22 protein-coding genes are annotated in these 24,203 nt (G+C 59.4%); 5 read left to right on the top strand and 17 right to left on the bottom strand.

Features of this window, described 5'->3' with window-relative positions:
• Window positions 1-86 precede the first annotated feature (86 nt).
• The 4 genes from VF436_RS20995 to VF436_RS20980 form a co-directional block, all read right to left on the bottom strand.
• Window positions 87-1,433, bottom strand: a complete 1,347-nt coding sequence (locus VF436_RS20995) for a hypothetical protein (protein ID WP_330906009.1) — start codon at window positions 1,431-1,433, stop codon at window positions 87-89.
• A gap of 121 nt (window positions 1,434-1,554) precedes the next feature.
• The gene (locus tag VF436_RS20990) at window positions 1,555-2,142 is read right to left on the bottom strand and encodes a hypothetical protein (protein ID WP_330906008.1); all 588 of its coding nucleotides are present in this window, start codon (window positions 2,140-2,142) and stop codon (window positions 1,555-1,557) included.
• Between the two features lie 511 nt (window positions 2,143-2,653).
• Window positions 2,654-2,824 (bottom strand): hypothetical protein, encoded by a 171-nt coding sequence (locus VF436_RS20985; protein ID WP_330906007.1) that lies wholly within the window; start codon window positions 2,822-2,824, stop codon window positions 2,654-2,656.
• Window positions 2,825-3,503: 679 nt separating this feature from the next.
• Window positions 3,504-3,896, bottom strand: a complete 393-nt coding sequence (locus VF436_RS20980; RefSeq protein ID WP_330906006.1) for a host attachment protein — start codon at window positions 3,894-3,896, stop codon at window positions 3,504-3,506.
• Between the two features lie 980 nt (window positions 3,897-4,876).
• Between VF436_RS20980 and VF436_RS20975 the strand changes: the two genes are divergently transcribed.
• The 3 genes from VF436_RS20975 (at window position 4,877) to VF436_RS20965 (ending at window position 6,919) form a co-directional block, all read left to right on the top strand.
• Window positions 4,877-5,692: a universal stress protein gene (locus tag VF436_RS20975; RefSeq protein WP_330906005.1), complete on the top strand. Its 816-nt coding sequence runs from the start codon at window positions 4,877-4,879 to the stop codon at window positions 5,690-5,692.
• A gap of 163 nt (window positions 5,693-5,855) precedes the next feature.
• A complete protein-coding gene (locus VF436_RS20970) occupies window positions 5,856-6,311 on the top strand; it encodes a hypothetical protein (protein ID WP_330906004.1) in 456 nt (151 codons plus the stop codon).
• 170 nt (window positions 6,312-6,481) lie between these two features.
• Window positions 6,482-6,919 (top strand): universal stress protein, encoded by a 438-nt coding sequence (locus tag VF436_RS20965; protein WP_330906003.1) that lies wholly within the window; start codon window positions 6,482-6,484, stop codon window positions 6,917-6,919.
• Window positions 6,920-6,981: 62 nt separating this feature from the next.
• On the opposite strand, the gene VF436_RS20960 is transcribed toward VF436_RS20965, so the two are convergent.
• The 7 genes from VF436_RS20960 to VF436_RS20930 all read right to left on the bottom strand — a co-directional run bounded on the left by VF436_RS20960 (window position 6,982) and on the right by VF436_RS20930 (window position 13,952).
• Window positions 6,982-7,788: a universal stress protein gene (locus VF436_RS20960; protein WP_330906002.1), complete on the bottom strand. Its 807-nt coding sequence runs from the start codon at window positions 7,786-7,788 to the stop codon at window positions 6,982-6,984.
• A gap of 27 nt (window positions 7,789-7,815) precedes the next feature.
• Window positions 7,816-8,007, bottom strand: coding sequence for a hypothetical protein (locus VF436_RS20955; RefSeq protein WP_330906001.1), 192 nt, complete (start codon window positions 8,005-8,007; stop codon window positions 7,816-7,818).
• Between the two features lie 79 nt (window positions 8,008-8,086).
• Window positions 8,087-9,448 carry an MBL fold metallo-hydrolase gene (locus VF436_RS20950; protein ID WP_330906000.1) on the bottom strand — a complete coding sequence of 454 codons (1,362 nt, stop codon included), beginning with the start codon at window positions 9,446-9,448 and terminating at the stop codon, window positions 8,087-8,089.
• A 115-nt stretch (window positions 9,449-9,563) separates the two neighbouring features.
• Window positions 9,564-10,445 (bottom strand): universal stress protein, encoded by an 882-nt coding sequence (locus VF436_RS20945; protein ID WP_330905999.1) that lies wholly within the window; start codon window positions 10,443-10,445, stop codon window positions 9,564-9,566.
• Between the two features lie 15 nt (window positions 10,446-10,460).
• Complete coding sequence (locus VF436_RS20940; protein WP_330905998.1) at window positions 10,461-11,018, bottom strand: GNAT family N-acetyltransferase; 558 nt, start codon at window positions 11,016-11,018, stop codon at window positions 10,461-10,463.
• A 79-nt stretch (window positions 11,019-11,097) separates the two neighbouring features.
• Window positions 11,098-13,248, bottom strand: coding sequence for a heavy metal translocating P-type ATPase (locus tag VF436_RS20935; protein ID WP_330906019.1), 2,151 nt, complete (start codon window positions 13,246-13,248; stop codon window positions 11,098-11,100).
• 155 nt (window positions 13,249-13,403) lie between these two features.
• Window positions 13,404-13,952 carry a universal stress protein gene (locus tag VF436_RS20930; protein WP_330905997.1) on the bottom strand — a complete coding sequence of 183 codons (549 nt, stop codon included), beginning with the start codon at window positions 13,950-13,952 and terminating at the stop codon, window positions 13,404-13,406.
• Window positions 13,953-14,081: 129 nt separating this feature from the next.
• Between VF436_RS20930 and VF436_RS20925 the strand changes: the two genes are divergently transcribed.
• Entirely contained in the window at window positions 14,082-15,347 is a 1,266-nt protein-coding gene (locus VF436_RS20925) for a divalent metal cation transporter (protein WP_330905996.1), read from the top strand.
• A 6-nt stretch (window positions 15,348-15,353) separates the two neighbouring features.
• Here VF436_RS20925 and VF436_RS20920 read toward each other — a convergent pair whose 3' ends face one another.
• The 3 genes from VF436_RS20920 to VF436_RS20910 form a co-directional block, all read right to left on the bottom strand.
• Window positions 15,354-16,340, bottom strand: coding sequence for a L,D-transpeptidase family protein (locus VF436_RS20920; RefSeq protein WP_330905995.1), 987 nt, complete (start codon window positions 16,338-16,340; stop codon window positions 15,354-15,356).
• Window positions 16,303-16,794 (bottom strand): CBS domain-containing protein, encoded by a 492-nt coding sequence (locus tag VF436_RS20915; RefSeq protein ID WP_330905994.1) that lies wholly within the window; start codon window positions 16,792-16,794, stop codon window positions 16,303-16,305. Before VF436_RS20915 ends, VF436_RS20920 begins: the two co-directional genes overlap by 38 nt.
• A gap of 108 nt (window positions 16,795-16,902) precedes the next feature.
• Window positions 16,903-17,940 carry a hypothetical protein gene (locus VF436_RS20910; RefSeq protein WP_330905993.1) on the bottom strand — a complete coding sequence of 346 codons (1,038 nt, stop codon included), beginning with the start codon at window positions 17,938-17,940 and terminating at the stop codon, window positions 16,903-16,905.
• Between the two features lie 309 nt (window positions 17,941-18,249).
• Between VF436_RS20910 and VF436_RS20905 the strand changes: the two genes are divergently transcribed.
• On the top strand, window positions 18,250-18,870 hold the full coding sequence (locus VF436_RS20905) for a cyclic nucleotide-binding domain-containing protein (protein ID WP_330905992.1): 621 nt from the start codon (window positions 18,250-18,252) through the stop codon (window positions 18,868-18,870).
• On the opposite strand, the gene VF436_RS20900 is transcribed toward VF436_RS20905, so the two are convergent.
• From VF436_RS20900 to VF436_RS20890, 3 genes are all read right to left on the bottom strand, one after another.
• Window positions 18,864-20,864, bottom strand: a complete 2,001-nt coding sequence (locus tag VF436_RS20900) for a PAS domain S-box protein (RefSeq protein WP_330905991.1) — start codon at window positions 20,862-20,864, stop codon at window positions 18,864-18,866. The two genes, VF436_RS20905 and VF436_RS20900, sit on opposite strands and share 7 nt — an antisense overlap.
• Before the next feature lie 5 nt (window positions 20,865-20,869).
• A complete protein-coding gene (locus tag VF436_RS20895) occupies window positions 20,870-21,667 on the bottom strand; it encodes a response regulator (RefSeq protein WP_330905990.1) in 798 nt (265 codons plus the stop codon).
• 768 nt (window positions 21,668-22,435) lie between these two features.
• Entirely contained in the window at window positions 22,436-24,160 is a 1,725-nt protein-coding gene (locus tag VF436_RS20890; protein WP_330905989.1) for a methyl-accepting chemotaxis protein, read from the bottom strand.
• Window positions 24,161-24,203 lie beyond the last annotated feature (43 nt).

The following is a 24,203-nucleotide window of genomic DNA, read 5'->3' as shown; positions in this document are numbered from 1 at the left end:
GGCACTCCACACCTATTCATCGATCAATGTACTAAGCACCAGTGCATTGAAGTGTGCGGTTAGCTCTATGGCGCTTATTGCGATAATTAGGAGAGCTTTGATTCGTAAGCCACCAAAATGGCCCGCCCTGACTCATAAAACTGTTGGAGCATCGAGGCCAGCGCACCGCTTTGAACGCCCCTAGTACCAATCCATCCATCGTGAATGCATTGCGCAAACTGCGAGTTAGTTAGGTAACGTGGAGCGTTTTCAAATGTTATTTGAGATCCGCCATTAGGGCCTTTGGGGCCATTGGTTCCTATCAAGAAATGCATATACTCCCGAGGGATGTACATTCCCTTAATAAGCTCGCCGGAAGCCGGTCTAAGACCAGTTGCCGGAACTAACTTCAGCATGAATCCATCGTCGTTGAGACGAAATTCCTCATGAGAATGAATCGCTGCGGTACTTCGAACGGAGTTAAGCACCTGGTCCATGCGTGTTAACTCATTAACGAGCTGGTTATCCGGGCGATATAAAAAAACATCCCCCTCTTCACGCATTAGTTTATACTGAACCAACGCGAAGAGTTGAAACTCCTCATTATAATAGATCAGGTCTACACCTAGCGTGTGCTCGAGCGCATTCCTGTTGGCGTAATGAACTTCAAGCCTTCTGCGTCCTTGTTCAAACACCGACACGCCCGCTTCGTGCTGCGGCGTCATGCCCGCCCAGTTAAATAGATCGTGCTGGATTGCAGACTCTTCTTGTATATAGCGCTGCGGAATCCCCTTCATAAATGAAGAACGCCCTGCGCCGAGGTTGCCTAGAGTCGCCGTTGTATCGCTTTCGTTTACATTAATTACACTGTCATCGTAAGGAGCCCACTCGCTCAACACTTGATCGCGAAAATGATTGCCTCCAGCAAATATTTGCAAGGCGATTCCAAGAGCCTCGCGCTCTTGAAGAAGAATGTCTGCCGACCCACCGTTCAGGTGGTAACCTGAATATCGCTGAAGAGACAAAATTCGGTCGATGTCCCCCGCCAAGTCGGGCCGCTCGGCTTTAACTGCCAATACAAGGGCGGCCCAGGTAGCGGGTGGAATTACGCCGCCAGTGCCTTGCGATACTTTCATGAAGTGATGCTTAAGCCTTTCATTGAGCCGCGACTCAACTGCACGCAGGGGAATAGCATTAAGACTGACAAGTCCATAGAAATCGATGCGGCTCTTAGACGTGACAACGCGCTTGCCTTTCTTCGCCAACGCTATGTAGTCAATGGTCGACTCAGTAAAGCTGAGCAGAGCGACGTTTAATTTACCAAGCTCCCAGTCCGGAGCACTTAGCGCATCGGAAAACGATGCGTAACCCCCTTCCGCCTTATCTCGAATAAGATCGCTTCGACGATCTTCGTCAAAATGAAGCAAAAGCCCCGCGGATTTGTTGACGGGCATGGTCATCCAGGCGGATGGATATGGACCACTGCATGATATAGCAATTCACCGGCTCGCGTGCATGCCTGTGCCTGAGCCCATGTGTTGATTATTGCACGCAAAAACGACAGGGATCTCAACCTCAGGGGCGCTCGCGAAACGCATGCTGGATTAGGTCGCGGACGATTTCCAACAGTCCTGGCCAAATCAGCCCATCAAAAGGATCGCCGTGTGCCAAGCTGTTTCGAATGCGCGCGAGCGTCATCGGTTCAGGCACACCGACCTTCTTACGTTGCTTGATCGCCTGATCGGTCTCATAGAGGTATCGAACGATGGGCTGGCCAGATCGCTGTGCGATCGGGAGAACCTCGTCGGTGAGGCCATCGTGCTCGGCCATGTATTCAACCCATGCAGCCAGGCTCGACTGTCTTGTCTTTCCTTCATAGCACTCTTTCAGTGCACGTTCGAGCGCACTGAGTGCGACCAGCTCCCCCGCTTTGATCAAGTCGTAGTCGAGCCAGGCAAACGCGTAAAGCTTTTGCGCCCGGAGGTATTTCAAGGCAACGGTTTGCGGGATGGCTGCATCAAGATCGAAGCCCTGGACGAATGCGGCCCACGCCTCGGCATGATCAAACGGATGAAAATGGGCAGGACCCAAGGGATCGGGCCATGGCACGACCAGTGGAGCGGCTTGTTTCGGCCATGCAGAGACATCCACCGAGAACGTCATCAATCGCCTCCCCGACTTTTCTGATACACGACCAATGGGCCAAAGAATGCACCGAGAACAGGGGAGCTAGTACGGTATCGATCACTAACGACCCGCGATCAACAGCGTAACGGTGATCAACATACCGGCCTGCCTGGCGGTAGCGGGCAGCTTGCTCGGGTTTCTTCCCCACCAAACGATGTCACTTCCTTCAAAAATTCCGCGTAACCACGTCGTCTTCTGCATGCGAAACATCAGGCCGGGGTTCGAGCATGATGCATGCTATTGAAACGAATGCATATTTATGCATGGCAGCAAGGTGACATGGTTAGCTGGGGTGCGACATTTGTCGTCACCCGCTGCCTGACCCGCGTACAGCCTCGAAACGCTACTGCCACTGCATTGCGGACATACGCTTCCTGGCAGGTGCGTTTCGTAGCCGCAGCCTGCTGCTCAGCCAAGTGGACTCGAAGGCCTGTAAGGTCCGCCGATAGCTGTCGCACTGCACCTGAATGCTGTGGCGCAGGCGTGCTCAGCGAGATCCTTGGCGCGCGGTCTCATTCGAGTCAACGCGGACGGTCCAATCGCCACGCTCGACAGCCAGTGCTCCACGGTCAATGTCCAGCTCGGCTTGCTCCTTGGCAAAGCGCCCGGCGATTGCCTGACTGGCATGTTCGGTGGCCAACTGCCACAGCTTCGTCATCGCCTACCCCACAGGTGCCGGTAGACCCGCAGTGCGCTGAGCTGGTGTAACCGTTCACCCGGCTGACTGCTTCGCTTGTCCAGTATCCGCGTAACGGTGTTCGGTGACCCAGTGCCCAGGCGGCCCGTACTTTTCCCAGGGTCGGATTCTCGCCGGTGCCCAGGATTGCGTCGGCGACGGCTTTGACTTGGTCCTGGGTGATTCCGCGCGGCATAAAACGGTCTCCTTGATCTGCGCCCTGCCCTCCGGGTTTTCTACTCAAGATAAGAACCGCGTATATGCGCCCACTCGGATGGCCGCTATCGAGTCCAGTAAGAACCGCTTCCGTCGCCAGTGCGGCGATCGTATCCAATGTTGGAACCATCATTCAGCCGCAACATAGACAAACGCATTCGACGGTAGCTCGCTACGAGTGCGCATACAGCAAAAATAACCAAGCTCCGCTCAATCACCCAGTGGCGCAATCGCCAGCGCTATCCAAATGAAGGTAAATGTTGCCAGCAACAACAATGGAAAACTGAGCTTGATCGTACCATTGAGGTAGTAAGCATGAGCCAGTTTCCTGTTCGGTCACTAGCAAATAAGGCTTGAATCTTACCGAGAAACGATGTGAACTTGTTCACATCTGTAGTCACCTGAAAGAAACAAAGATAAATCCGGCCACGAGGCCGATCATGAGTCAGCTGCCGCCCATGACAACATGATCGGGAAGCGATCTATTCAATCGCTCCAGCAATGCCTTCGCCGACAGATTGACCAGATCGTGTGGCACCTCGCCAACGACGACATCGAAGACCCTGCTATCGAGATGAAGATTCAGGCGATCAAGGAAATTCTGCGGGGCGACCAGCACGATGCGATCAAACTGGCGGCTCTCCAGCCCCGCCCTCAGCGCGTGCGCAATAACCCCCGCGAAATAGTCCACCGCCTGATCCTGCATACGGTCCGTATTCATGGATTTCTTTTTCGTCCCATGCTTATCGTGTGGGCGAGAAAAGTAAATCACCTCAGTCAGGCCGGCATCGTCTTCGACCGTGGCAAAGATACGTGCATTACTGGCATCGGCGACCATTACCCATGTCGTTGTCATGAGATTCACCCAGAAAAGTGGTTGTTTCAGTATTGCCGTTCGCATCCACGCTCGGCTGGCGCACAATCGGTGACAGAGCTATTCCAACGCGCATGCGGTCTTCGATCATGCGCACGTCTCGCCGCCTTCCGCTCGCGCCTATCGCTGATCTCGCCATGAATTTCCCCCAACACGCGGCAACATCGCTTCACAAGAAGCCGGACTCTATCGTCTGGACTTGCCCCAGGCGGTGTGTTGATATCGATCAAGGCCGCTTTAGCCAGGGCGACTACCATATGCAACTGTGCACAGGTCACCTGCGTCAGACCGCTGTCAGGAAAGCAGCGCCTTCAAATCGCCTGGCGCGCAGGTCGTCGAGGGCCGTATTAGCCTCGGTCATCGGATAGCATCGTGTTCGGGTCATCACGCGGCGTCGGTAGGGTGAAGCAAAGAATTCCACCGCATCCGACGCGCCCGCCTTTAGCCACGGCACGCAAAGCAATCGGGACCAGTATGCCCACCGGGGCAAAAGGGATGGCTGCGTCCAGCACGCACGGCGCGACCTGTCCGAACCTCCGACCACACCGCACCCAACGAGCGGGCAAACGCCTGGCCGCCGTATCGCACGCGGGCGCGTGAGGGGAAAAACCTCCTGATCGCGTATTGCGGCGACCTGAGCAACGATGTGCGCTGAGGCACCAAACCCGTACAAACCCGATCGCGCCGCCGGGCCGGCTTTGCGCGTCGCCTGCAGCGAGATCGCCCGGTACCGCGGCGGCCTAACGGAGTGCTCAAGCGTCATGGCGTACATAAAGCGGCCTTCAATGCATTGCCCCTGAAATACTCCCCAGCATGCACGCCGGACTTGATGTGCATCAACGTCTCACCCCGATATGCGCATATTTTTGGTATACGGCCGCTGCGTCGCAGGTAAAGCAGCCATCATCTATTCCTGGGCGGGGTGCGTTATGTGGAAAGACATCATGGTTCCTTTGATGGGCAACGTCGACGATGAAGATACCCTGCGCGTGGCTATGGATCTGGCCACAACCATGCAGGCGTGCGTGCGCGGCCTGCAGATCGCGGAATTACCGATCCCTGCCTATAACGCCTGGTCAATCCTGCCCGACTACGACATGAGCGAGGTCTACGATCAGATCCGCCACGCCGCACAGTCGATGGCTGCCAAGTGGCGCACGAAGTTCAGTCACCACGGGGTGTCGATAACCATCGACGTGGTAGATGCGCTCTACGTCTCGCCCTGGAGTGCCGTGGTTCACGAAGCCCCGTGCGCCGACCTTATCGTGGTGGCGTCGCATGATCGTGGCAACGACGATGCTAGCGGATTTCATCGAAATCTTGTCCCTCTGTTGTTGCGCAGCGGGCGTCCCTTGCTGGTGATTCCGCGCCACGCCGCATTGACAGAACACTTGTCGCGAGCCGTGGTCGCCTGGAAGAACGTGCGCGAGTCTATACGCGCCTTGCATGATGCCCTGCCGCTACTGAAACACGTAGAGACCATCGACGTGGTGACCGTCGATGCGCCCGAAGATATGCACATAGAAATGGAGGCCTTATTGGGCCACTTGTCCGCGCACGGTATCCAGGCATCCTGGGTCGCCCGACGCTCGAACGGCACACCGGTCGCAGAGATACTCATGGTGCATGCCACACACGTGCAAGCCGGTGTCCTGGTCGCCGGAGGATATGGCCATTCACGCCTGCATGAATGGGTGCTCGGCGGTGTGACGCGTGAACTGCTCGAGCACGCGGAGCTTCCTTTGTTCCTATCTCATTGAGGCCCAATGAATGACGATCATGGAAGCTGATTCACCCTAATGTGCGGAGGCACATGCCATGAGTGATGCATGGAGTAGTTTTGTCCTGCCGTTTGATCCCTTTACACCCGCCGCCGCGCCCGCACGCCCTTGGCTGGATGCGTGCGCATGTACCATCAACGCCATGACCGAGTGGAACCGCCACCTGTTCGGGGCCATGGTCTCGCCGGAGATGTATGCGGGCCTGGGCTGGTGCGCGTGGCAGACCCTGCAGCCAGGGTCGGGCCGAGCATGGCTCCCCGCCGCCGTATCGCGGGACAGCGCCGAAGCCACCGTTCTGACATCGGGTCTGAGCCTGATCGATCAGGCCATGGATGCGTGGTGCCCGTGGATTGGTCAGTACCTCCAGCAAACCCGTGCACAAGTGGATACCGCGATCGATCGCTGGATGACCGGGTTGAAGTCCATCGCGGGCGCCGTAGCGACAGCGTCCTCGTGCCAAGCCGAGCATGCGTCCGCCGTGGTGCGCCCGGTGCGTATGACGTCCCCCGCGACATCCCGAGATCGCAAAAAAAAATCAACGCAGGACAACATGCCTCCGCTTGATCGGGATCAAGGCACGGTTAAACCGCCCGACTAGGGTGATCGGTAACCTTCCACGCCGAACAGTGACCAGTAAAACCATGCAAACCTCCATTGTTCATACGTTTGGCCAGCCCCATCAAGCAGGTCTTCTAAGACATGCAAGCAGGTCGCATCGATGGACGCACCGTCCTGGACATGTAGTTTTTTCCCTCTCTGGAGCATCTCATGTTCAAACATATCCTGCTTCCCACCGACGGCTCGGAACTGTCGCTTCGCGCTGTCGCGCTCGGCGCCAAAGTGGCGGCGGCGTGCCAATCTCGGGTCACCGTGCTGCATGTTGTGCTGCCCTTACACGTCCATGCCTATCTGGCCGATATGCTGGCATCGGCGGATATCGACTACACGATCGAAGCGGAGCGTCAGGCGCAGACCTACCTCGATGCTGCCGCAAGGGTCGTGGCACAAGCGGGGGGAGGCTGCCAACGGTTGGCCTTGTGCCGCGAACGCGTGGCGCAAGGTATTCTCGATGTCGCCATGGAACATGCCTGCGACCTGATCGTTATGGGATCCCATGGCCGTCAGGGTATCCAACGGTTGTTGTTAGGTAGCGCGACGCACGATGTCATCGTGCAAGGGGATATTCCGGTCCTGGTGTGCCGCTGACCGGTCAAAAGGCGGCCGCATGCCAAGGCAACACGGCCGCCTCCTCCCTCGACACACGTGCGTCAATGCGCCATGAGCACGGGCAAGGTGGCGCGCTGCAGGATGTAGCGCGTCGACCCTCCCAATATCCATTCACTGAAGCGTGAGTGTCCCCATGCCCCCATCACGAGGAGATCGGCATGCGCATCGACTGCGGCATCCAGCAATGTCGGTCCAATCGTTTCCCTGGACATTTCTACCGTTCGAATGATCAGTGCGTCGACCCCTTCTCGTTTCAGCCACTCGCGTAAAGGGAGCCGCGCTGGGGACAGCCCTGGCAGCGGTTCAGTGGAACCGTCGACCACGGTCACCACAGTCGCGCGCCGCAAAAACGGCAAGGCTGCACGAAGCGCCCGCACTGCTTCAAGTGATCCGTTCCAAGCCACGATGATGTGGCGATAATCCGGAACTGGCACCGAATCGGCCGGGATTAGCAGCATCGGTGACGCACCGGAGAGGAGCACCTGTGTCAGATAATCAAACCCCAGCGAATAGCCGGTATTCAGGCTGGGCAACGTGCTGATTGTCAGGTCGGCCAAGCAGGAACGGTGCGCCAGCGCGCTGGCATAGGGGCCACGAGCGACCTCCCAGCATCCATCTACATGATGTTGCCGGCATAGTCCCATCCACCAGTCGGTGCGCTGCTCGGCTTCGATTTCCACCCGGGCCAGCACCGCCGCCACGTCCGGGAGTGCCAGCGAGGCGGGCACGATATCGATCACATGCAGCCCTGTCGCGTACGCACCCAGCCGATGCGCAAGTGGCAAGCCGAGTTGAACGACGGACGCGTCGTCGCGTATATCTTCGACATGAACGATCAGGTCATACATGAATAAACCTCTCGAAGCCTCGCTTACTCATACCTGGCGATTGCGCATGACAAACAAGACGATGACATACGCCGCTGCGCTAAGACCACAAAGCCATTGAACGGCGATAGAAAAAGGGTTCGGTAACGTAATCAGCAACAGCACCGCGCAAACTAAGGCGATCATCAACAACGCCCTGGGAATCCACGCCTGTCGGCGAGCTTGTGGCGTGCTGGCCATAACCACCTCATTTACTGAAGGTGAAGTCAGTATGCTCGCTGTCCAACCTAGTAGCGTTGATGCGAATCAAGTCAAGTCCTCATGCCAGAGCAATCATCTCGTGACGCGCAGGTGCACGGTTTCCGATACCTCGGGCGGTCAGGCAGGCGGCCATGACGGACATGCCGCGCTCATATTCACCATGCACAAGGAAGACGCCGCGACGCGGCGCGGTGCCCAGCCAGGCAAGCAAGCCTGCCTGATCGGCGTGCGCCGAAAAGCCATTGATTGTCCAGCACTGCGCACGCACCGGTAATGACTCGCCGAAAATACGCACGCTCTTGGCACCATCAATGATGCGCCGGGCCAGGCTGCCCTCGGCGGCGTAGCCGACGAAGATTACACTGCACTTTTCGCGCGCGAGATTGTGCCGCAAATGGTGCACCACCCGTCCCCCATTGCACATGCCCGAGCCAGCAAGGATTACCGCGCCACTACGCATGCCGTTGATAGCCATCGATTCGTCCACCTCGCGGGTTATATGGAATTTCGGTGGCGAAAAGGGATCACCCTGACCCAGCATCTTGAAAAAGTCTGCGTCGAAACATTCCGGATGGCGCCTGAAAATGGCCGTCGCCGAGACCGCCATAGGCGAGTCGAGAAACACTCGCATGCTTTGCGGCAGCGCCTTCTCCAAAACGCCCTGACGCAAGTAATAAAGCACCTCTTGCGCGCGCTCCAACGCAAAGGTGGGAATGACAACGTTCCCACCGCGATCCAGCGTTTCGGCAATAGCGCCATAGAATTCCTTCACCGATTCGCGGAGCGAGCGATGCACACGGTCACCGTAGGTGGTTTCCATGACCACATAATCTGCGTCAGGTGCGGGCGTCGGGTCCCGCAGGATCGGACGTGCGGCGCTGCCCACATCGCCTGAGAAGACGATGCGACGGCGGCGACATCCAGTGTCCAGCTCCAGCAACACGCAGGCCGAGCCCAGGATGTGTCCGGCATCGATAAAAGTCGCCACCACACCTTCGCATAGCCTCAATGGCAGGTTATAAGCAGCGGGTGTATCGAACTTTGCAAGGCAACGGTCAACATCATAAGGGGTAAAGAGCGGCGACCGTGCGGTTGTATGCCGTGCGTCTTCCGCTTGCAACTTGGCGGCATCGGCCAATACCAGTGCGACTAGTTCGCGCGTCGCAGCGGTCGTGATGATCGGCCCGCAAAAACCTTCACGCACCAGACGAGGCAAGCGACCGCAGTGATCCAGATGCGCATGCGTCAATATCACCACATCGATCGAAGCGGGGTCGAAACCGAACGGGGCATAGTTAGCGACCTCGAGCTCCCTGCCCCCTTGAAACAGCCCGCAATCGATGAGTACCCGTCGGGAACCGCATTGAACCAGATGACAGGAGCCGGTCACCTCCCAGCCCGCGCCATGGCAACTATACATGAGCAGATCCTGCCCGCCAGCCACCACCTGGCCTCGCGCCCCCCTCTTCGCTTCTTTGTTTTGATGCGATTCACGCGACTGGAGTTCGGCCACCGGATGCGTCATCAATGGCATCTCAATGCCTCATCCATACAGGAACCGTGGCGTGTTCAAGAACAAAACGCGTAGCACCGCCGCGCACATGTTCCTCCAGGCGAGGATGGTTGTAGGCTCCCATCACCAGCACGTCGGTTTGTAGCTGAGCGGCCTCTTCCAACAACGGCGCACCGATGCAGGCATCGGTATGAATCATATGGGCATGGACCTTGATGCCGAACTGCGATAGATAAAGATACGGATCGAAGTGCGGCATGGCGCCGTGCCGTCGATACGTCTCCAGAGAGCCGTCCAACACATAGACCTGTTTCGCCCGGGCGATCACCGGCAGCGCTGAATAGATCGCGCGCGTAGCCGAATCGCTGCCATCCCACGCCAGCGCCACCTGCTCGAAATTCGACACGGATACATCCCCGGAAGGCAGAATCAAGCAGGGCATCCGCGTCGCGCACAACGCCTTACCAAAGTGAGACGTGATGCCTGCCCTCTTGACGAGCGCATGCTCGAGCACGGCCAGGTCATGCCAGTTACCCAGTTGTGAAAGCAAAACAGGCAACGCCTCGTCGACGCAACGCCAATGCACCTGGCGTACGCCTTTCCCCAGCGCAAATGCGACGAAATCCCCACTCGCGCTGGCGTCGGCACGAATGCCCGGCGTCTCATAGAGCAGCGACAAGACCGTTGGCTCGCTTTTCCGACGTTGCGTAGACCGCGGTTCAAGCAGGCAGCCAGTCAACGAGCTTCTCCAGGCGGCCGCCAGGTTGACTGCGGTCGTCGCCGCAGCGCTCCAAGGTGCGCCGGAGGTCACTAGCGCTACGATACCGGTGATGACGGGAGCGGCCGCGAACGCAGCCCCTTGCAAGGATGATGTGCCCATTGGTTTGGCACGCTGCGTGGTCATACATTATGCCTCGGCTTACAGCGTTAACGAATGAATGACTTGCGCGCTGTCATCGGGGTCCAGGCTTCGGGTGAATCCGAGATGGGAGGCCAACTCGCGCATATTGCTATTGCTGGCACTATCGATTGAATACATGGTCTTGAACCCGGCAGCGCGCGCTTTGGCGATGAGGTGACGCATCAGGACAACGCCCAGTCCCCGGTGCTGCCAGTCCTCGGCCACGGTCACGGCACATTCGCAACTGCCTTCAGTGGCGGCGCTATAACGGCTGACGCCGACTTCACGCAGCTCACCATTGTCATGAACCAGTGCGATGAGTGCGCAGCTATCGGGTTCATGGACGTTCATCAGCTGTCCCAATAGGGCCGCGCTAGCGCCTCGTACCTGGGCCAGGAAGCGAAAGTGGCGCGAGGTCGGTGACAACCTTTCGATGAAGCGACGCTCGCGCTCCCGGTCGTCATTTTGCAAGGGACGGATCAGAACATGGCTGCCGTCGTGGAGTGTTTCTATCCAATGATCGCCTGCGATGGTGGCATAGGCCTGGGTGGCAGCTGATGTGGGTAGAGGTGACATGTCGTGCTCCTGGGAAGCTCGCGTATATATGCGTCGATTGTTCTTTAGTCGATGACATCCAAATGTGTCTTGATCGAAATCAAGAGCTCGCCAAATGTTGTAACGGTGGGGAGCTCAGGCTGTCGAAAAGTTCGTCTTCCTGGGCAAGATGTAGTCGCAGCACCGTGTCCAGACGCACAAGAAGGCGCTGTATCTCACCGGTTGCACTCTCCGAGGGATCGTCGCCGTCCACGTTCATCCCATCAAGCAATCGGCACAACCTGAATATCTCGCGATGTGTCTGACTCAAGCTTGCGAGCGGGTCATTTCCTGGCATTCGCCGTGCCAGATCGGGATACAACTGAATGTCATCATTGCGCTCATGCGGAATTACGCTATGACCCAGCAGATCGACGATATCGGCCAATTCGTGCCGGGCCCGGGCCGGGGTCGCCTGTCCCAAGGTCTCCGCCGCCTGATGGATGCGATCCAGTATTGGCGCCAGTTCGGCATGCTCTCGTTCCAGCCGATCACGCATGTCGGTGGCAAGCACCGGCTGGGCGCGCCGCGGTCCCAACGCGCGCAGGGCATAGACAATCACTGCCACGTCAATGCCTTCCTGCACCAAGGCACCGGCCAGGGGAACAAGCCATCCCATGGCAGCCAGCAACATGGCCACGAACGACAGCCCCATGCCGGCGATGACACACTGCAGAGCGATGCGGCGCGTGTCGCGCGCTATGTGAAGTACGTCGGGTATGCGGTCCAGGTGGACGTCTAGCAATACGACATCCGCTGCCTCCTGCGCGGCGCTCACGCCCTGTTCGTATCCCACGGCCAAACTGACACTCGCTGCAGCCAGGGCTGGAGCATCATTGATGCCATCACCGATCATCAGGGTCGGTGCCTTTGCGCTTGTCTCCACGACTGCTGCAAGCTTCTGCTCTGGCGTAAGGTCAGCTCGAACCTCGTCGATGCCCGCTTCTTCGGCGATCGCATGAGCACGCTCCTCGACATCCCCTGTCAGCATGACGATGCGCGTTACTCCCGCAGCTCGCAGCCGACGTATGCAGCGTGGCGTGTCGATACGCAATGGGTCTTTATATGCCACCGCACCGGCGAGCTCGCCGTCCACCATGACGAATAAGCATCCGGCATTTATATGCCTTACGCGGCTCAGTAAGCGCCGCACCCAGAGCGACTCGACGGAATGTTCCCCAACCAGATAGCGCAAGCTTCCCATCGCAACGTCATGATTGCCCACGCGACCGCGCATACCGGCACCGGCTGACTCGACTACATCTTTGGGCGAATCCAGGCGGATCTGCTGGCTTCGCGCCTGCGCCACCATCGCTTTGGCCACGACGTGGCTGGACCCTTGGGCCAACGACGCCGCCCACTGAAGCAGCGTTGAGGGCGACCACGCACCAGCGGTCTCCATGTCGCACACCTGGACATGGCCGACGGTGAGTGTGCCGGTCTTGTCGATGAACAACTGACTGACCTGCGCCAGTGTTTCCAAGCTACGGCCGCTCTTGACCAACACACCATGATGAGCAGCTCGCGACATGCCGGCCACCATAGCGATCGGCACCGCCAACAGCAGCGGACATGGCGTTGCTACGACCAGAACCGCCAGCGCGCGCAAGTGATTACCGCTGACGTACCAGGCAAGGCCTGCGGCGATCAGCGCCAATGGCACGAAGGCCAATGCATACCGATCCGCCAAGCGCGCCATAGGCGCGCGAGATTGGCGTGCTTCGCTCGACAGGCGAACGATTCGTGCGTACGTGCTTTCCGCCGAGGGCGCGGTTACATGCAGGTCGAAGGGCGCGCCGGCGTTCACGACACCGCTGCGGATCGTCTCCCCTCGCGCTCGGTAGACCGGCATCGCCTCACCGCTGAGGACCGACTCGTCGAGCACGGCGGCGCCCTCGACTACGATGCCGTCGGCGGGAACGACTTCTCCGGAGCGCACGAACAGCCGATCTCCTTTCTCGACGCGCTGGACTGCCACCTCCTCGAGCGTCGCGCCACAATAACGCCATGCACGCTGTGGGGCGCGCTTGATCAGCCGCTCCAGTTCGCTTTGCGCGCGGCCATTGGCATAGGCTTCGAGCGCCTGACCGCCTGATAGCATCAACGCGATCACCGCGGCGACCAGTGCCTGTTCGTAGAGAATAGCCGTTCCCATGGCAATCAAAGCGATGCCATCCACGCCCCACTGGCTGCGGCGCCAAGCGCGGATCATCGACACGAGCAATCCAAGACAGGCGAACCCTGCCATGACTGTCCAAAGGCGAGAGGCCCATAACTCCTGATGAGTCAGATGCAGCGCGCCACCGATAAACAAGGTCGATAGCCCCAGGAGCAACGGCACAAATGGTCGGATGCGCGGCCGATCCATCAGTGCAACACCAGCACCGGTGCATCGATCGTCTGGATGAGCTTGAGCGTCTCGCTCGTACGCCGCCAGGGGACATGGGCCGAAACGCGCTCGGTCGCCATCACCACCAGATCGCAGTGTTCGCGCACGATGGCACCAGCAATGGCGCAGAACGGGCGCCGATCGAAGGCATAGCCCGATACATGCGCCACGCCTGCCGCGTCGGCCATCGCGCAAACGCGACCAAGGTACTGCTGCGCCAGAGCAATGGCTGCCTTTTGGTACGTCGCATTCAACGGCTGGATCAGGTCGGCCAGGTAGGACACGGTCGGTAACGGTGGCAGCACATGGAAGACGTAGACTTTGGCCTGCATGGTGGCGGCCAATGCGACGCCCTGGGCCGCACCATCGAAAGATGCTTCGGTGCCATCGATCGGAAGGCAGATATATTTGAACGCCGCCTGTGTTACACCAGGCAAGGGGGATCGTTCCTGGATCTGTGCGGCATCCCGAAATTGATCGGTGGCGCTAATGCGCTGCCGGTGAAACCGGCCATGCAACATGTTCATGAGGCATCACCCTGTCTGGAGTTCGGCGACAGTATTGCCCCACCGCGTGCGCGCCATCTTGATGACGATCAAGTGGGCGCTGGCATTGCGTTGCTAGCCTGCTCGTGACTCCCTTGACGGTGCTTTCTTATGGCTGCAGTCTCTTGGACTGTCCGCGTGAAACCCCCATACTGGTGGCGGCGACTAGGTGCGGGCCTGGTTACCGGCGCCGCCGACGACGATCCCAGCGGTGTGGCCACCTATTCGCAGGCCGGCGCTCAGTTTGGCTACGGCGTGCTGTGGACGGCTGTATTCACGCTGCCATTAATGATCGGCATCCAGATGGTGAGTGCGCATGTCGGGCGCGTGACGGGGCGCGGCCTGGTCGCCAATATGCGCCGGGTGATGCCGCATTGGATTGTGTCCAGTCTGATGGCGCTCCTCCTCATTAACAATGTCATCAATCTGGGCGCCGATATCGGCGCGATGGGACAGGCGGCCGCGTTGGTCATGGGCGGCCGCTCGACCATGTACGCGCTGGGCCTGGCCTTGCTTTCCCTGGGACTGGAAACATTCGTACCGTTTCCCCGTTACGCCCCCTGGCTCAAGATGATGACGCTGAGTCTGTTCGCCTATGTGCTGACCGCGTGCATCATCGACATCCCGTGGCGCACCCTGGTTCTCCAGATGTGGCCACACCATGTGGACCACGCGTATCTGATCACCATCACGGCGGTGCTTGGCACGACCATCAGTCCATACTTGTTCTTCTGGCAGGCCTCTCAGGAGGCCGAAGAGGAAGAGGCCGATCCGGACGCTTCGCCTCTGCTGCAGGTGCCGACGCAAGCCCGGGATGCCTTCGCCCGCATCCGTACCGATACCAACATCGGCATGGTGTATTCCAACGCCGTGGCGTTTTTCATCATGCTCACGGCGGCAGCGGTGCTGCACATCCACGATTTTACAACGATCCGCAGCTCGGCCGACGCGGCCCAGGCACTCCAACCCTTGGCCGGCCCATTTGCGGCGCTGCTTTTCTCCTTGGGCATCATTGGTACGGGATTGCTCGCCGTGCCAGTGCTCGCCGGCTCCGCGGCGTACGCCGTCACCGAAGCTCTGGGAGTACGCGGCGGCCTGGGCAGCAAACCGGCCCAAGCACGCGTGTTCTATGCAATTCTCGGCGGCGCTACACTGCTTGGCACGCTCATGACGCTCTCACCCATCGACCCGATCCGCTTGCTGTTCTGGTCAGCCGTGATCAACGGCGTGATCTCGGTACCGTTGATGGCGGTCATCATGTGGCTCTCCGGTCGTCCGAGCGTCATGGGCGAATTTAACGTACGCGGTCCCTTGCGGTGGCTCGGCTGGACGGCGACGGCCATCATGGCAATCGCCGCCTGTGGCGTGATTACATGACATCACTCAAGGCGGCACGTCGTTGTCCTGCTCACCTTCGCTCGCGATATTCCGATGACGCCCCGGCTTGTCCGTGACGAGGACCGCTGCACCCGGTTGCAGCGCCTGGCGCAAGGGCGCACCAAAGACTTCCGGTGCGCGGATGTGCTGAGCGACATCGGAAGCATCTGGTATTGCGCCATTTCCGGCCAACCGATAGGCCGACCAATGATGCACGCCGCGGACAGCATTCGTCTGTGGCGGATCGAGCACATACAGCACCGTGCCGGCGAACGGGTAGTTCGCATCCACAGTGATGGACGACGATGCGATTAGCATGCCATTTTGCAGAACATACACGCGCAGATCATGAATGCTGACGACGATGTTCAACGGCGAGGTGTCCAATACTGTAAGCGATGAGGCATCCTGCTCATCGAGTAGCATCGGCTGCCCGGCCAGATTGATGGGGGCCACCACGGCCGGATACAGTTGCTCGACCGGAGCGGTACCGTTACCGGCCACGACGACGACATCGCCCGCACGCGTCGCGGCGAACAACCGCTGGGCAAACGCCGGTGGCAGCCGGATACAACCGTGCGAGGCCGGATGGCCCGGCACCTCACCACTGTGGAGCGCCACGCCATCCCAGGTCAGGCGCTGCATAAATGGCATAGGCGCATTGTCGTAACGATTGGAATAGTGATCGCGCTCTTTCTGAAGAACGCGATACACTCCTGGCGGCGTGTCGTAGCCGGGTTTACCGCTACTGACCGGTGCTGTACCGATCAGCGTGCCGTTGCTGTAAACAAAGATTCGTTGCTCCTTCAGACTGACCACGATCACTCTGGGACCGCGTGGCGCGATTTCTGGGTGCCAGTAATAAGCTGCGGATGCAGCTCGCGACACCGTCGCGCAGATAAGGGCCGCCATGAGGATCACGATGCGACAAACTCTTGTGAACCGAATGCGCATCTCAGATTTCCATTCGATCTTGACTGCCACCAGCGCCATCGGCTAGCGCCAACCCGGTAAGCAGCTCGCCTATCGCTCCGAGCACATCATTGCTGCAGACGAGGCCGACGAGATGACCGGCGTCGTCAATCATCGGCAGGCGACGTTTGCCGCTGCCCAGCATGATGGCCACCAGCTCATCCACTGAGTGGTCCGTACGGCAGCAGACCGCCGGTGAAGACATGACCTCGCCCACAGTCAGGGCGCTCACCTCACCGGTAACCGCACACGCCCGGAACACTACGTCGCGATGGGTGAGTATGCCGATGGGCAGGTCCCCCGCGGGGAATGCCTCTGTCACGACGAGGCAGCCGATTTGGTGCTGGCGCATGATTCGCGTCGCCTCGGTCAAGAGGATCTTGGCCTGGATATGGATGACCCGTGAGTGGCCTATCTGTTGAGCTCGCATTGTTGCGCTCCAGGAGCGGTGTGCCGCGTTATTGATCGCGATCAAGGCAATATCATTTGACTGACCTAACCTATCGACGGGCTCACTCATTTGAGGCCATGCCTCCTGAGCTCGCGCTATACACGCACTTGCCGCCGTTCTGGCGGCTTTTTTTTAAAGGAACTCACCGTCACATGACGGTGACATACAGGGATGGGTGGTGCGGTCCGACATCTCGATAAGAAGACGAGAGTGAGCGATGGGGCGATCAATCCAGGGCTGCATGATGTCCACAGTCTCCCGCATCGCCAGTTCCAGCTGTTCCGACGATAGGCCCGGCCACTCGGCGGTCATGCCATGAAGGTAAAGCACGGTTTGCGCGTAACCGGGCGAAGAGATGATGCGCGCGCTATGCCCCGCGCCCATCCGGCGCTCACACGGCTTGCGTATCGCGGGATCGATGCCATCGGCCACCCCGTTGGCAAACAGGGCCAACCGTGGCTGCGGCGTAATGGCGGTTAACGTTGCATGTCGCAGCCCTACGTTGTGGCCGACGTCGCGTAGCCCAGGAGGGAGCTCGGACAGCCACTGCGCCGAGCGCCCCTCACTGGCGTGCACCAATGCCCCGTAATGCATGGCCTGTTTGATCGAGCCGGCGGTCGCGCCGACGAGCAGTCCTTGGGCGACTTGGGCAGCTACGCGCGACGCCGCCACGCTCCCATAGCTCATGCGCAGCAAGACCAATGCATCGCCAAAGCCGATGAGGCCAATACGCGGTCGCAGAACCCGCTGCCGATCGGCATCGGCTGCCCAAGCCGCCAGATCGGTCAAGATCACGGCCAGACTCGCCGCGCGTCGCAATCCGGCGAGATCAAGGTACGGCACCCCGCTCACACCGCGCACAAAGCTAGCCACGTTCACGACAGCCGCCAGCTCGTCGTTGGGCCAGTCGGGGGCGCCTGTCCCGGCGGTTGCCAGGACGCGCTCATCAAGCAGCACTTCCCATGCACGGAATGCCTGTCGGATGTCCTGCTCGGCCTGGGCGCGCTCATCAGGGGGCACGGTCGCGGTCAATGCATGGGCCACGCGCTGCCAGGTACTGTCGATCGTGATGTCCTGCAACCGATCATGCTCACGCCAACGAAACCATGCGTCCCAGGCTTCTACCGCGGCAGGGTCGACAAAGGGGGAGCGGGTGTCTTGAGTGATCATGGCGGCCAGGGAAGCTTCTATGGCTGGTGAATCTAGGCCGGCCACGACGGTGCGCATTGATATACGTCAAGGCGCGGCCGCGCATAGGTTTCGATGCCAGTTACAAAAAGTTACTAAGCGTTACCATGCGCTCATCGATGCGTCGACCATGACCGCTAGCTTCCTCCCCCAAGGCATCAGCACCCACCGGGGAGAACGATCATGAATGCAGCGTTGCAGGAACGGCACCTTTGCCCACAGCCATCGAGCGCTACGGAGCCAGTTCGGCAGCCACTGTCCGGGCTCGATCTAGACACTCTGCGATCCCACATGCTGATCCAGATGCACAAGCTGGGGGCCGGCCAATCGCTCTATCGCGCTGGCCAAACCTTCCGGTCGATCTTTCTGGTCCACGCGGGCTTTCTCAAAAACACCTTGGCATCGGAGGATGGGCGAGAGCGCGTCACAGCCTTTCGCATGCGTGGGGATATGCTGGGCGCCGAAGCGATCGGTTCGAGCACGCATGTCTGCTCGGCGGTAGCGCTCGATACTAGTGTGGTTTGGGAAGTGCCCTACGCTGGCCTTCTTCGCGTTTGTGCCACGACACCGACGCTCCAAGCGCGTCTGGCAGACTTGCTGGCTGAGGAGATTCGCCACGATCGACGTTGGATGCTTGCGCAAAGCACGCTGGGGGCGGAGCAACGCGTTGCATCTTTTCTGCTTCATATGGCCGCGCGGCATCAAGCTCTGGGATTCAGCGATCGGCATTTCGTGCTACGCATGAGCCGCATTGATATCGCCAGCTTCCTCGCGCTCAAACACGAGACTGTCACGCGCGCCTTATCGCACCTGGCTGCCTTGAGCGTTATCCGCGTTCATCTGCGCGAAGTGGAGATCATCGACGCCATCGCGCTATTGCGGTTGGCCGAGCAGGCCGGACGCGTTCATTGACGAGAAGCGCGTTGCTTATGGATGGCACGCAGCAGGGCCCTGCCCAGGTCATCGCGAAGATACGGCTTGGGCAACAATTCATAGCCATGGACGCCATGACTCCCGCCCTGCCCCGAACGCGCATCACCTGTGGTGAGTAACACGGTCAGATCCGGCCGGGTCATCTGAAGCCGATGTGCCAGTGCCATGCCGGTCATGCCGCTGCCAAGCATGATGTCCGAAAAGACCAGCGTGACATCCGGCAATCGGTCGAGCGCGTCCAAAGCCTGTTCGGCGTTGCTAATACCATGCGCCACATAGCCCAATGATCGAACGAAACGTAACGCCACGTCGCGAACGTCGGGCTCGTCCTCCACCACGAGCACCACATCTGGCTTGGCTGGCTCGGCTGGCATCGGAGCATGCTGTGCGCTCCCGGGTTGTCCCGTCACACTAACGGACATGGCTGCCGGTAAATGCAGCTCAATGCAGGTGCCATAACCGAGCTTGCTCTCGATCGTCAAATGCCCGCCCGATTGCTTGACGAAGCCATAAACCATGCTCAGGCCAAGGCCAGTGCCCTTATGTTGCGCCTTGGTGGTGAAAAAGGGTTCGAAGGCATGTGCAAGCACCTCCGGCGACATGCCCATGCCGGTATCGCGCACGGCCAGGACAACGTAGGTTGCCGTCGCCGCGGCCTCGTGCTCAGGCGGTTGCTCGTTCCTGATGGTCACCGTGATCGACAGTCTGCCGCCGCGAGGCATCGCGTCCCGGGCGTTGACCGCGAGATTCACCAGCGCCGCATCGAGCTGCCCCGGATCCACAAAAATCGGCGGCATGTCGCTCGGATAATGTATCTGCAGGTCGATCGCATCGTCCAGCGTGCGTCGCAGCATGTCACCAAGGTCGTTCAGTAACGTGTCCACCTCACAGACCTGGGGCAATAACTGTTGCCGTCGGGCGAAGGCCAGCAGCTTACGTGTCAGATCCGCACCACGTGTCGTGGCGCGTCGCGCCGCTCCAACTACTTCAAGTACATCCGGACGACTGCTCAGCTCATCCTCGAGTATTTGCAAGTTGCCTGAGATGATCGTCAGGAGATTATTGAAGTCATGCGCGATACCGCCGGTCAGTTGCCCGACGGCATCCAGACGCTGCGCATGCAGTAGCCGATCTTGTGTCTGAATGCGCTGAATCGCGCTAGTGAGCATGAGGGCAAATGACTGCAGGAAGTGCATTGCATCATGATCAAAATCGCGTGCGGCGTGGGAAAACACTAGCAGCGCACCTGCGGACCGCACCGGATCGAGCAGCGGAGCGATGGCGGCAGCAGAAAACGATGCAGCCGCGCTGGCCGACAATATGGCCGGCTCGAAAATACGGGGCGTGTTGTCCATCGACAGCGCCTCGACCAAACCCGAGAGCAGCTTGTGATTGATCGTGTCCACCACATCCATCGAGACGCCCAGGGACGTATGCACAACCATGCGTTCGCTGAGGCTCTCCTTGAAGGCCAACACCACGCCCTGCACTTGCAAAGTAGCAGCCACTTGTTGCGTCATGCCCCCGATCGCTTCCCCCAGATTGGGCGCAGCAAGCAGCAACTGTCCGATTTGCGCGATCGCGCCGTCATAGCGTGCGCGCGTCAGCGCCTGACGGGCACGCTGCGTTTCCGAAATATCGCGAATCGCCGCAACGTACAGTGCACTGTTCTCCAAACGAACCGGGCTCAATGCCACTTCGACGGGAAACTCGGAGCCGTCGACGCGCAAGGCCGTCAATTCCTGCCCCGCCCCCATCGGACGCACCCGCGGATTGTGCGCGTACTCGGCCATGTGCTTCTTGTGCGCGGCGCGGGCACGCTTGGGAATCAGTATCTCGATGTGACAGCCTACTAGCTCCCGCTCGGCATAGCCAAAAAGCCTTTCGGCTTGACCATTCACCCGCACGATGTGGCCCGCTTCATCCACCGCAAGCATGGCATCGGGTGCGATATCGAACAGTTCGCGAAACATGGCCGCTATCCGGAAAGGACGGAGGAAGCGAATAGATACCCGGTGCCGCGTATCGACTTGATCAGGCGCGGTTGCTGGGGATTGTCCTCGAGCTTGCGTCTCAAGCGACCGATCTGGACATCCACCGCCCGGTCAAACGGACCGGCGCCGTGTCCGTGAAGGTATTCCATGATCTGGTCACGGCTGAGCACCCGATTGGGATGCTGCGCCAAGACATGCAACAGGTCGAATTCACCGCTGGTCAGTCGTATTTCCTCGCCGTCCTCTCGTGACAAAGTGTGGCGCCCCAGGTCCAAGACAAATCCGGAGAACATCATGGTCTGTGTATCGACGGCCGGGACGGGGGTAACCGGGGGCCGCGCCGCCAGTCGTCGAAGGATGCTTCGGACGCGCGCCAGGAGTTCGCGCAAATCGAAGGGCTTGGTGACGTAATCATCCGCGCCCAGTTCAAGGCCGACTATGCGGTCAACAGCATCACCGCGTCCGGTAACCATGATGATGGCACCAGACCAATGCGTGCGAAGTTGCCGACAGACTTCGAGTCCGTCTTCTTTAGGCAACCCCAGATCAAGGAGAATCACATCCACCGACTCCCGGGACAGAAGCTCTCTGGCACTTGCCCCATCGTACGCCTCACTGACGGAGAAGCCCTGGCCAGAAAAATATCGACGAATGAGCGCAACGATCTCGTCGTCGTCGTCGACAACGAGCAGATGAGGATAGGGCCGGCTACCTTCGGAAGACGCCGTCATAGATATCGCGATCGCGTCGGCTATGTACGGTTTTATCTTATCAGCGGACAAGCCTGATTGCCCAGGCGAGCTAAGAGGGTGTTTACCAAATCAGGCTGTCGGTTTGGGAAGTGAAAACCTGGCCTCGGCAAGCCCATATTCGGCGAGATGCGGCAATCGATCATGATGCGCACAAACAGGCTTCGCGTGCATCCGTTCCACGCCCCAGCGCTTGGCTAGTACGACAAATCTGATGGGGATAGACCAGAACAACAAACAAATCAAGTTGATAGGCATCCACCCAATGCTTCGCATTGCCACCGGCTGGGTGCCGAATGACCTTGACCTGGATGTTGCGGCAGTGCGCCACTGTCCGTGTGCACGGACTGGCATAACCGGAATCGACGAATAACGTCCGGATACCCGCGTATTTGGACATTGCGCCGGCCACCGAAGCGACACGGTTATGCGGGCGACAACACCCGTGGAGTACAGCACTTGGCCATCAAGCCAAGGGCGCTGAACTATGGACGCCATATCCTGCGATGCGCTCCAAACTTGCCATCGAAACTACTGAAAACCGCCATGATTTGAACGCCGTTGCTGCCACCGCCGTGATGCATTGAGGGCCATCTTTGATGGGAGGGGCTCCGTAGATAACTCACGTAAATGCGCCGCTATGCCGCAGCCACGTCCACGGACGCGGCTGCGGCATCATGAAAGACCGCAACGGGCCCGCGGCCTCAGAAGTCGCGCCACTGCCCGGTGGCATCGGCAGATTGGGCAATCGCAACAAGCGATGGTTCCCTGCTCGTGCTCGCCGGAGGCGTCCCGACCGGCCTAGCCGATAGCTTCGCCGCGGCAGTTTTTTTCATGGTGGCCGCGTACGCCAGCTTGAAAAACGCCACCTGCCGCATCAATTCCTGGGCCAGCTCCAGTGCCTTGCCGGCTTGCGGCATTTGCTTGTTCGACCAGGGCGGCATTTTGCTGGGTCACTTCGTCAAGGGAAGCCACAGCGACATTGACCTGCGTCACGCCTGCCGACTGCTCCTGAGAGGCGGAAGAGATTTCATCGACGATATCGGCGACCTTGGTCGCACTGCCGCCAATCTCCACGAGAGCCTTCCCGGTGCGGTTCACCAGATCGGAGCCCGTGCTTACACGCTCCACCGTCGTCCCGATCAACGCCTTGATCTCCTTGGCGGCCGACGCGCTTCGCTGAGCGAGGTTGCGCACTTCCACGGCCACGACCGCGAAGCCGCGGCCCTGCTCGCCAGCACGCGCGGCTTCCACGGCCGCGTTGAGGGCAAGGAGATTGGTCTGGAAAGCGATCTCGTCGATCAGTACTGCGATTTCGCCGATGTTCTGACCGGCTTCGGTAATCTGCTTCATTGCCTCAACGGCTTCTTCGGCAATCGCACCACCGCTCTTGGCCTCATTGCGCAGGCCCTTGGAAATCTGCTGCGCGAGCGCGGCCCCTTCCGCGTTCTGCTTGACGGTGGATGACATCTCTTCCATTGATGCAGCCGTTTCTTCGAGCGAGGACGCCTGCTCCTGGGTGCGATTGGATAGGTCGTCATTTCCGGCCGATATATCACGCGCTGCATGTTCGACCTGCAGTGCATTCTCCCGCACCGAACCGACGATGCGAGCGAGGTTCTCGTCCATGGTATGCAAAGCGTTCAGCATGCGGCCCAAGTCGTCGCTGCGACTGACCGCGAAGGACTCGCCCAAGTGGCCCTCTGCGATGCGCGCTGTCATGGCGGAGGCGTGTTCCAGCGGCGTCAATATGCTCCGCACGAGTACGGTGGCCACCCCAAGGATGGCCAGGATGGCGAGCAACCCGCCGCCCATCAGAACGGCGTTGGTACGCGCACGCATCGCGGTAGCTTCCGCCGAGCGTCGATTCAGGAGCACCGTCTCGGCACCCACGAACTTGCCCAGCAAGTCACGCATCTCATCCATACGTGCCTTACCCTTGCCCAGACGCTCGTAAGTAAGCGCTTCTGGGCTGGCCCCACCCGATGCGGCCTGCTTCTGCAAGGCGATAACCGGGGCGATGGCGTCAGTAATCCACGCACGGTAGCTTATGTCGAGGTCGGCTAGGCGGCGCTGCTGCTCCGCATTGTCGGCGGTGAGAAGGCGCAGCTTGGCGAACGCGTCAGCATAGGCTGCCTGGCCGTTTCGCATCGGCTCAAGCGAGGGGTCCTTGCCGGTGATGAGGTAGCCCCGTTCGCCGGTTTCGATATTGACCAGGGCAGTCAGAAGAGAGCCTTCCACTCGCAGCACCTGATTCGTATGTACGTCCATGTATGTGGACTGGTCCATGGCTTGGAGCGAGTGGTAAACGATACCGGTGAGCACGACCACCACAATGGCGATTGATGCGAAGCCGCCAAAGATCAGCTTGTTTCGTGATGCGAGTTTAATAAGTTGCTTAATGCCCCCTTCTGGGCGTACCGGACGCGGCCATGGATAAGGTGAATCGCCGACAAGCTGGAATTTGCGGTAGCCGGATCTCGCCCGGCTCTTAAAATACCCTGTCGGCAGGAAGCTTATCGGCAAAATTCACTATATCTTGACGCGAAGTGTGTCTAACAAGCGCCCC

It is taken from the genome of Dyella sp. (assembly GCF_036384435.1).
Classification (GTDB): Bacteria; Pseudomonadota; Gammaproteobacteria; order Xanthomonadales; family Rhodanobacteraceae; genus GSA-30.
Note: the sequence above shows the minus strand (reverse complement) of the source record. Positions and strands in the feature narration are given on the sequence as shown.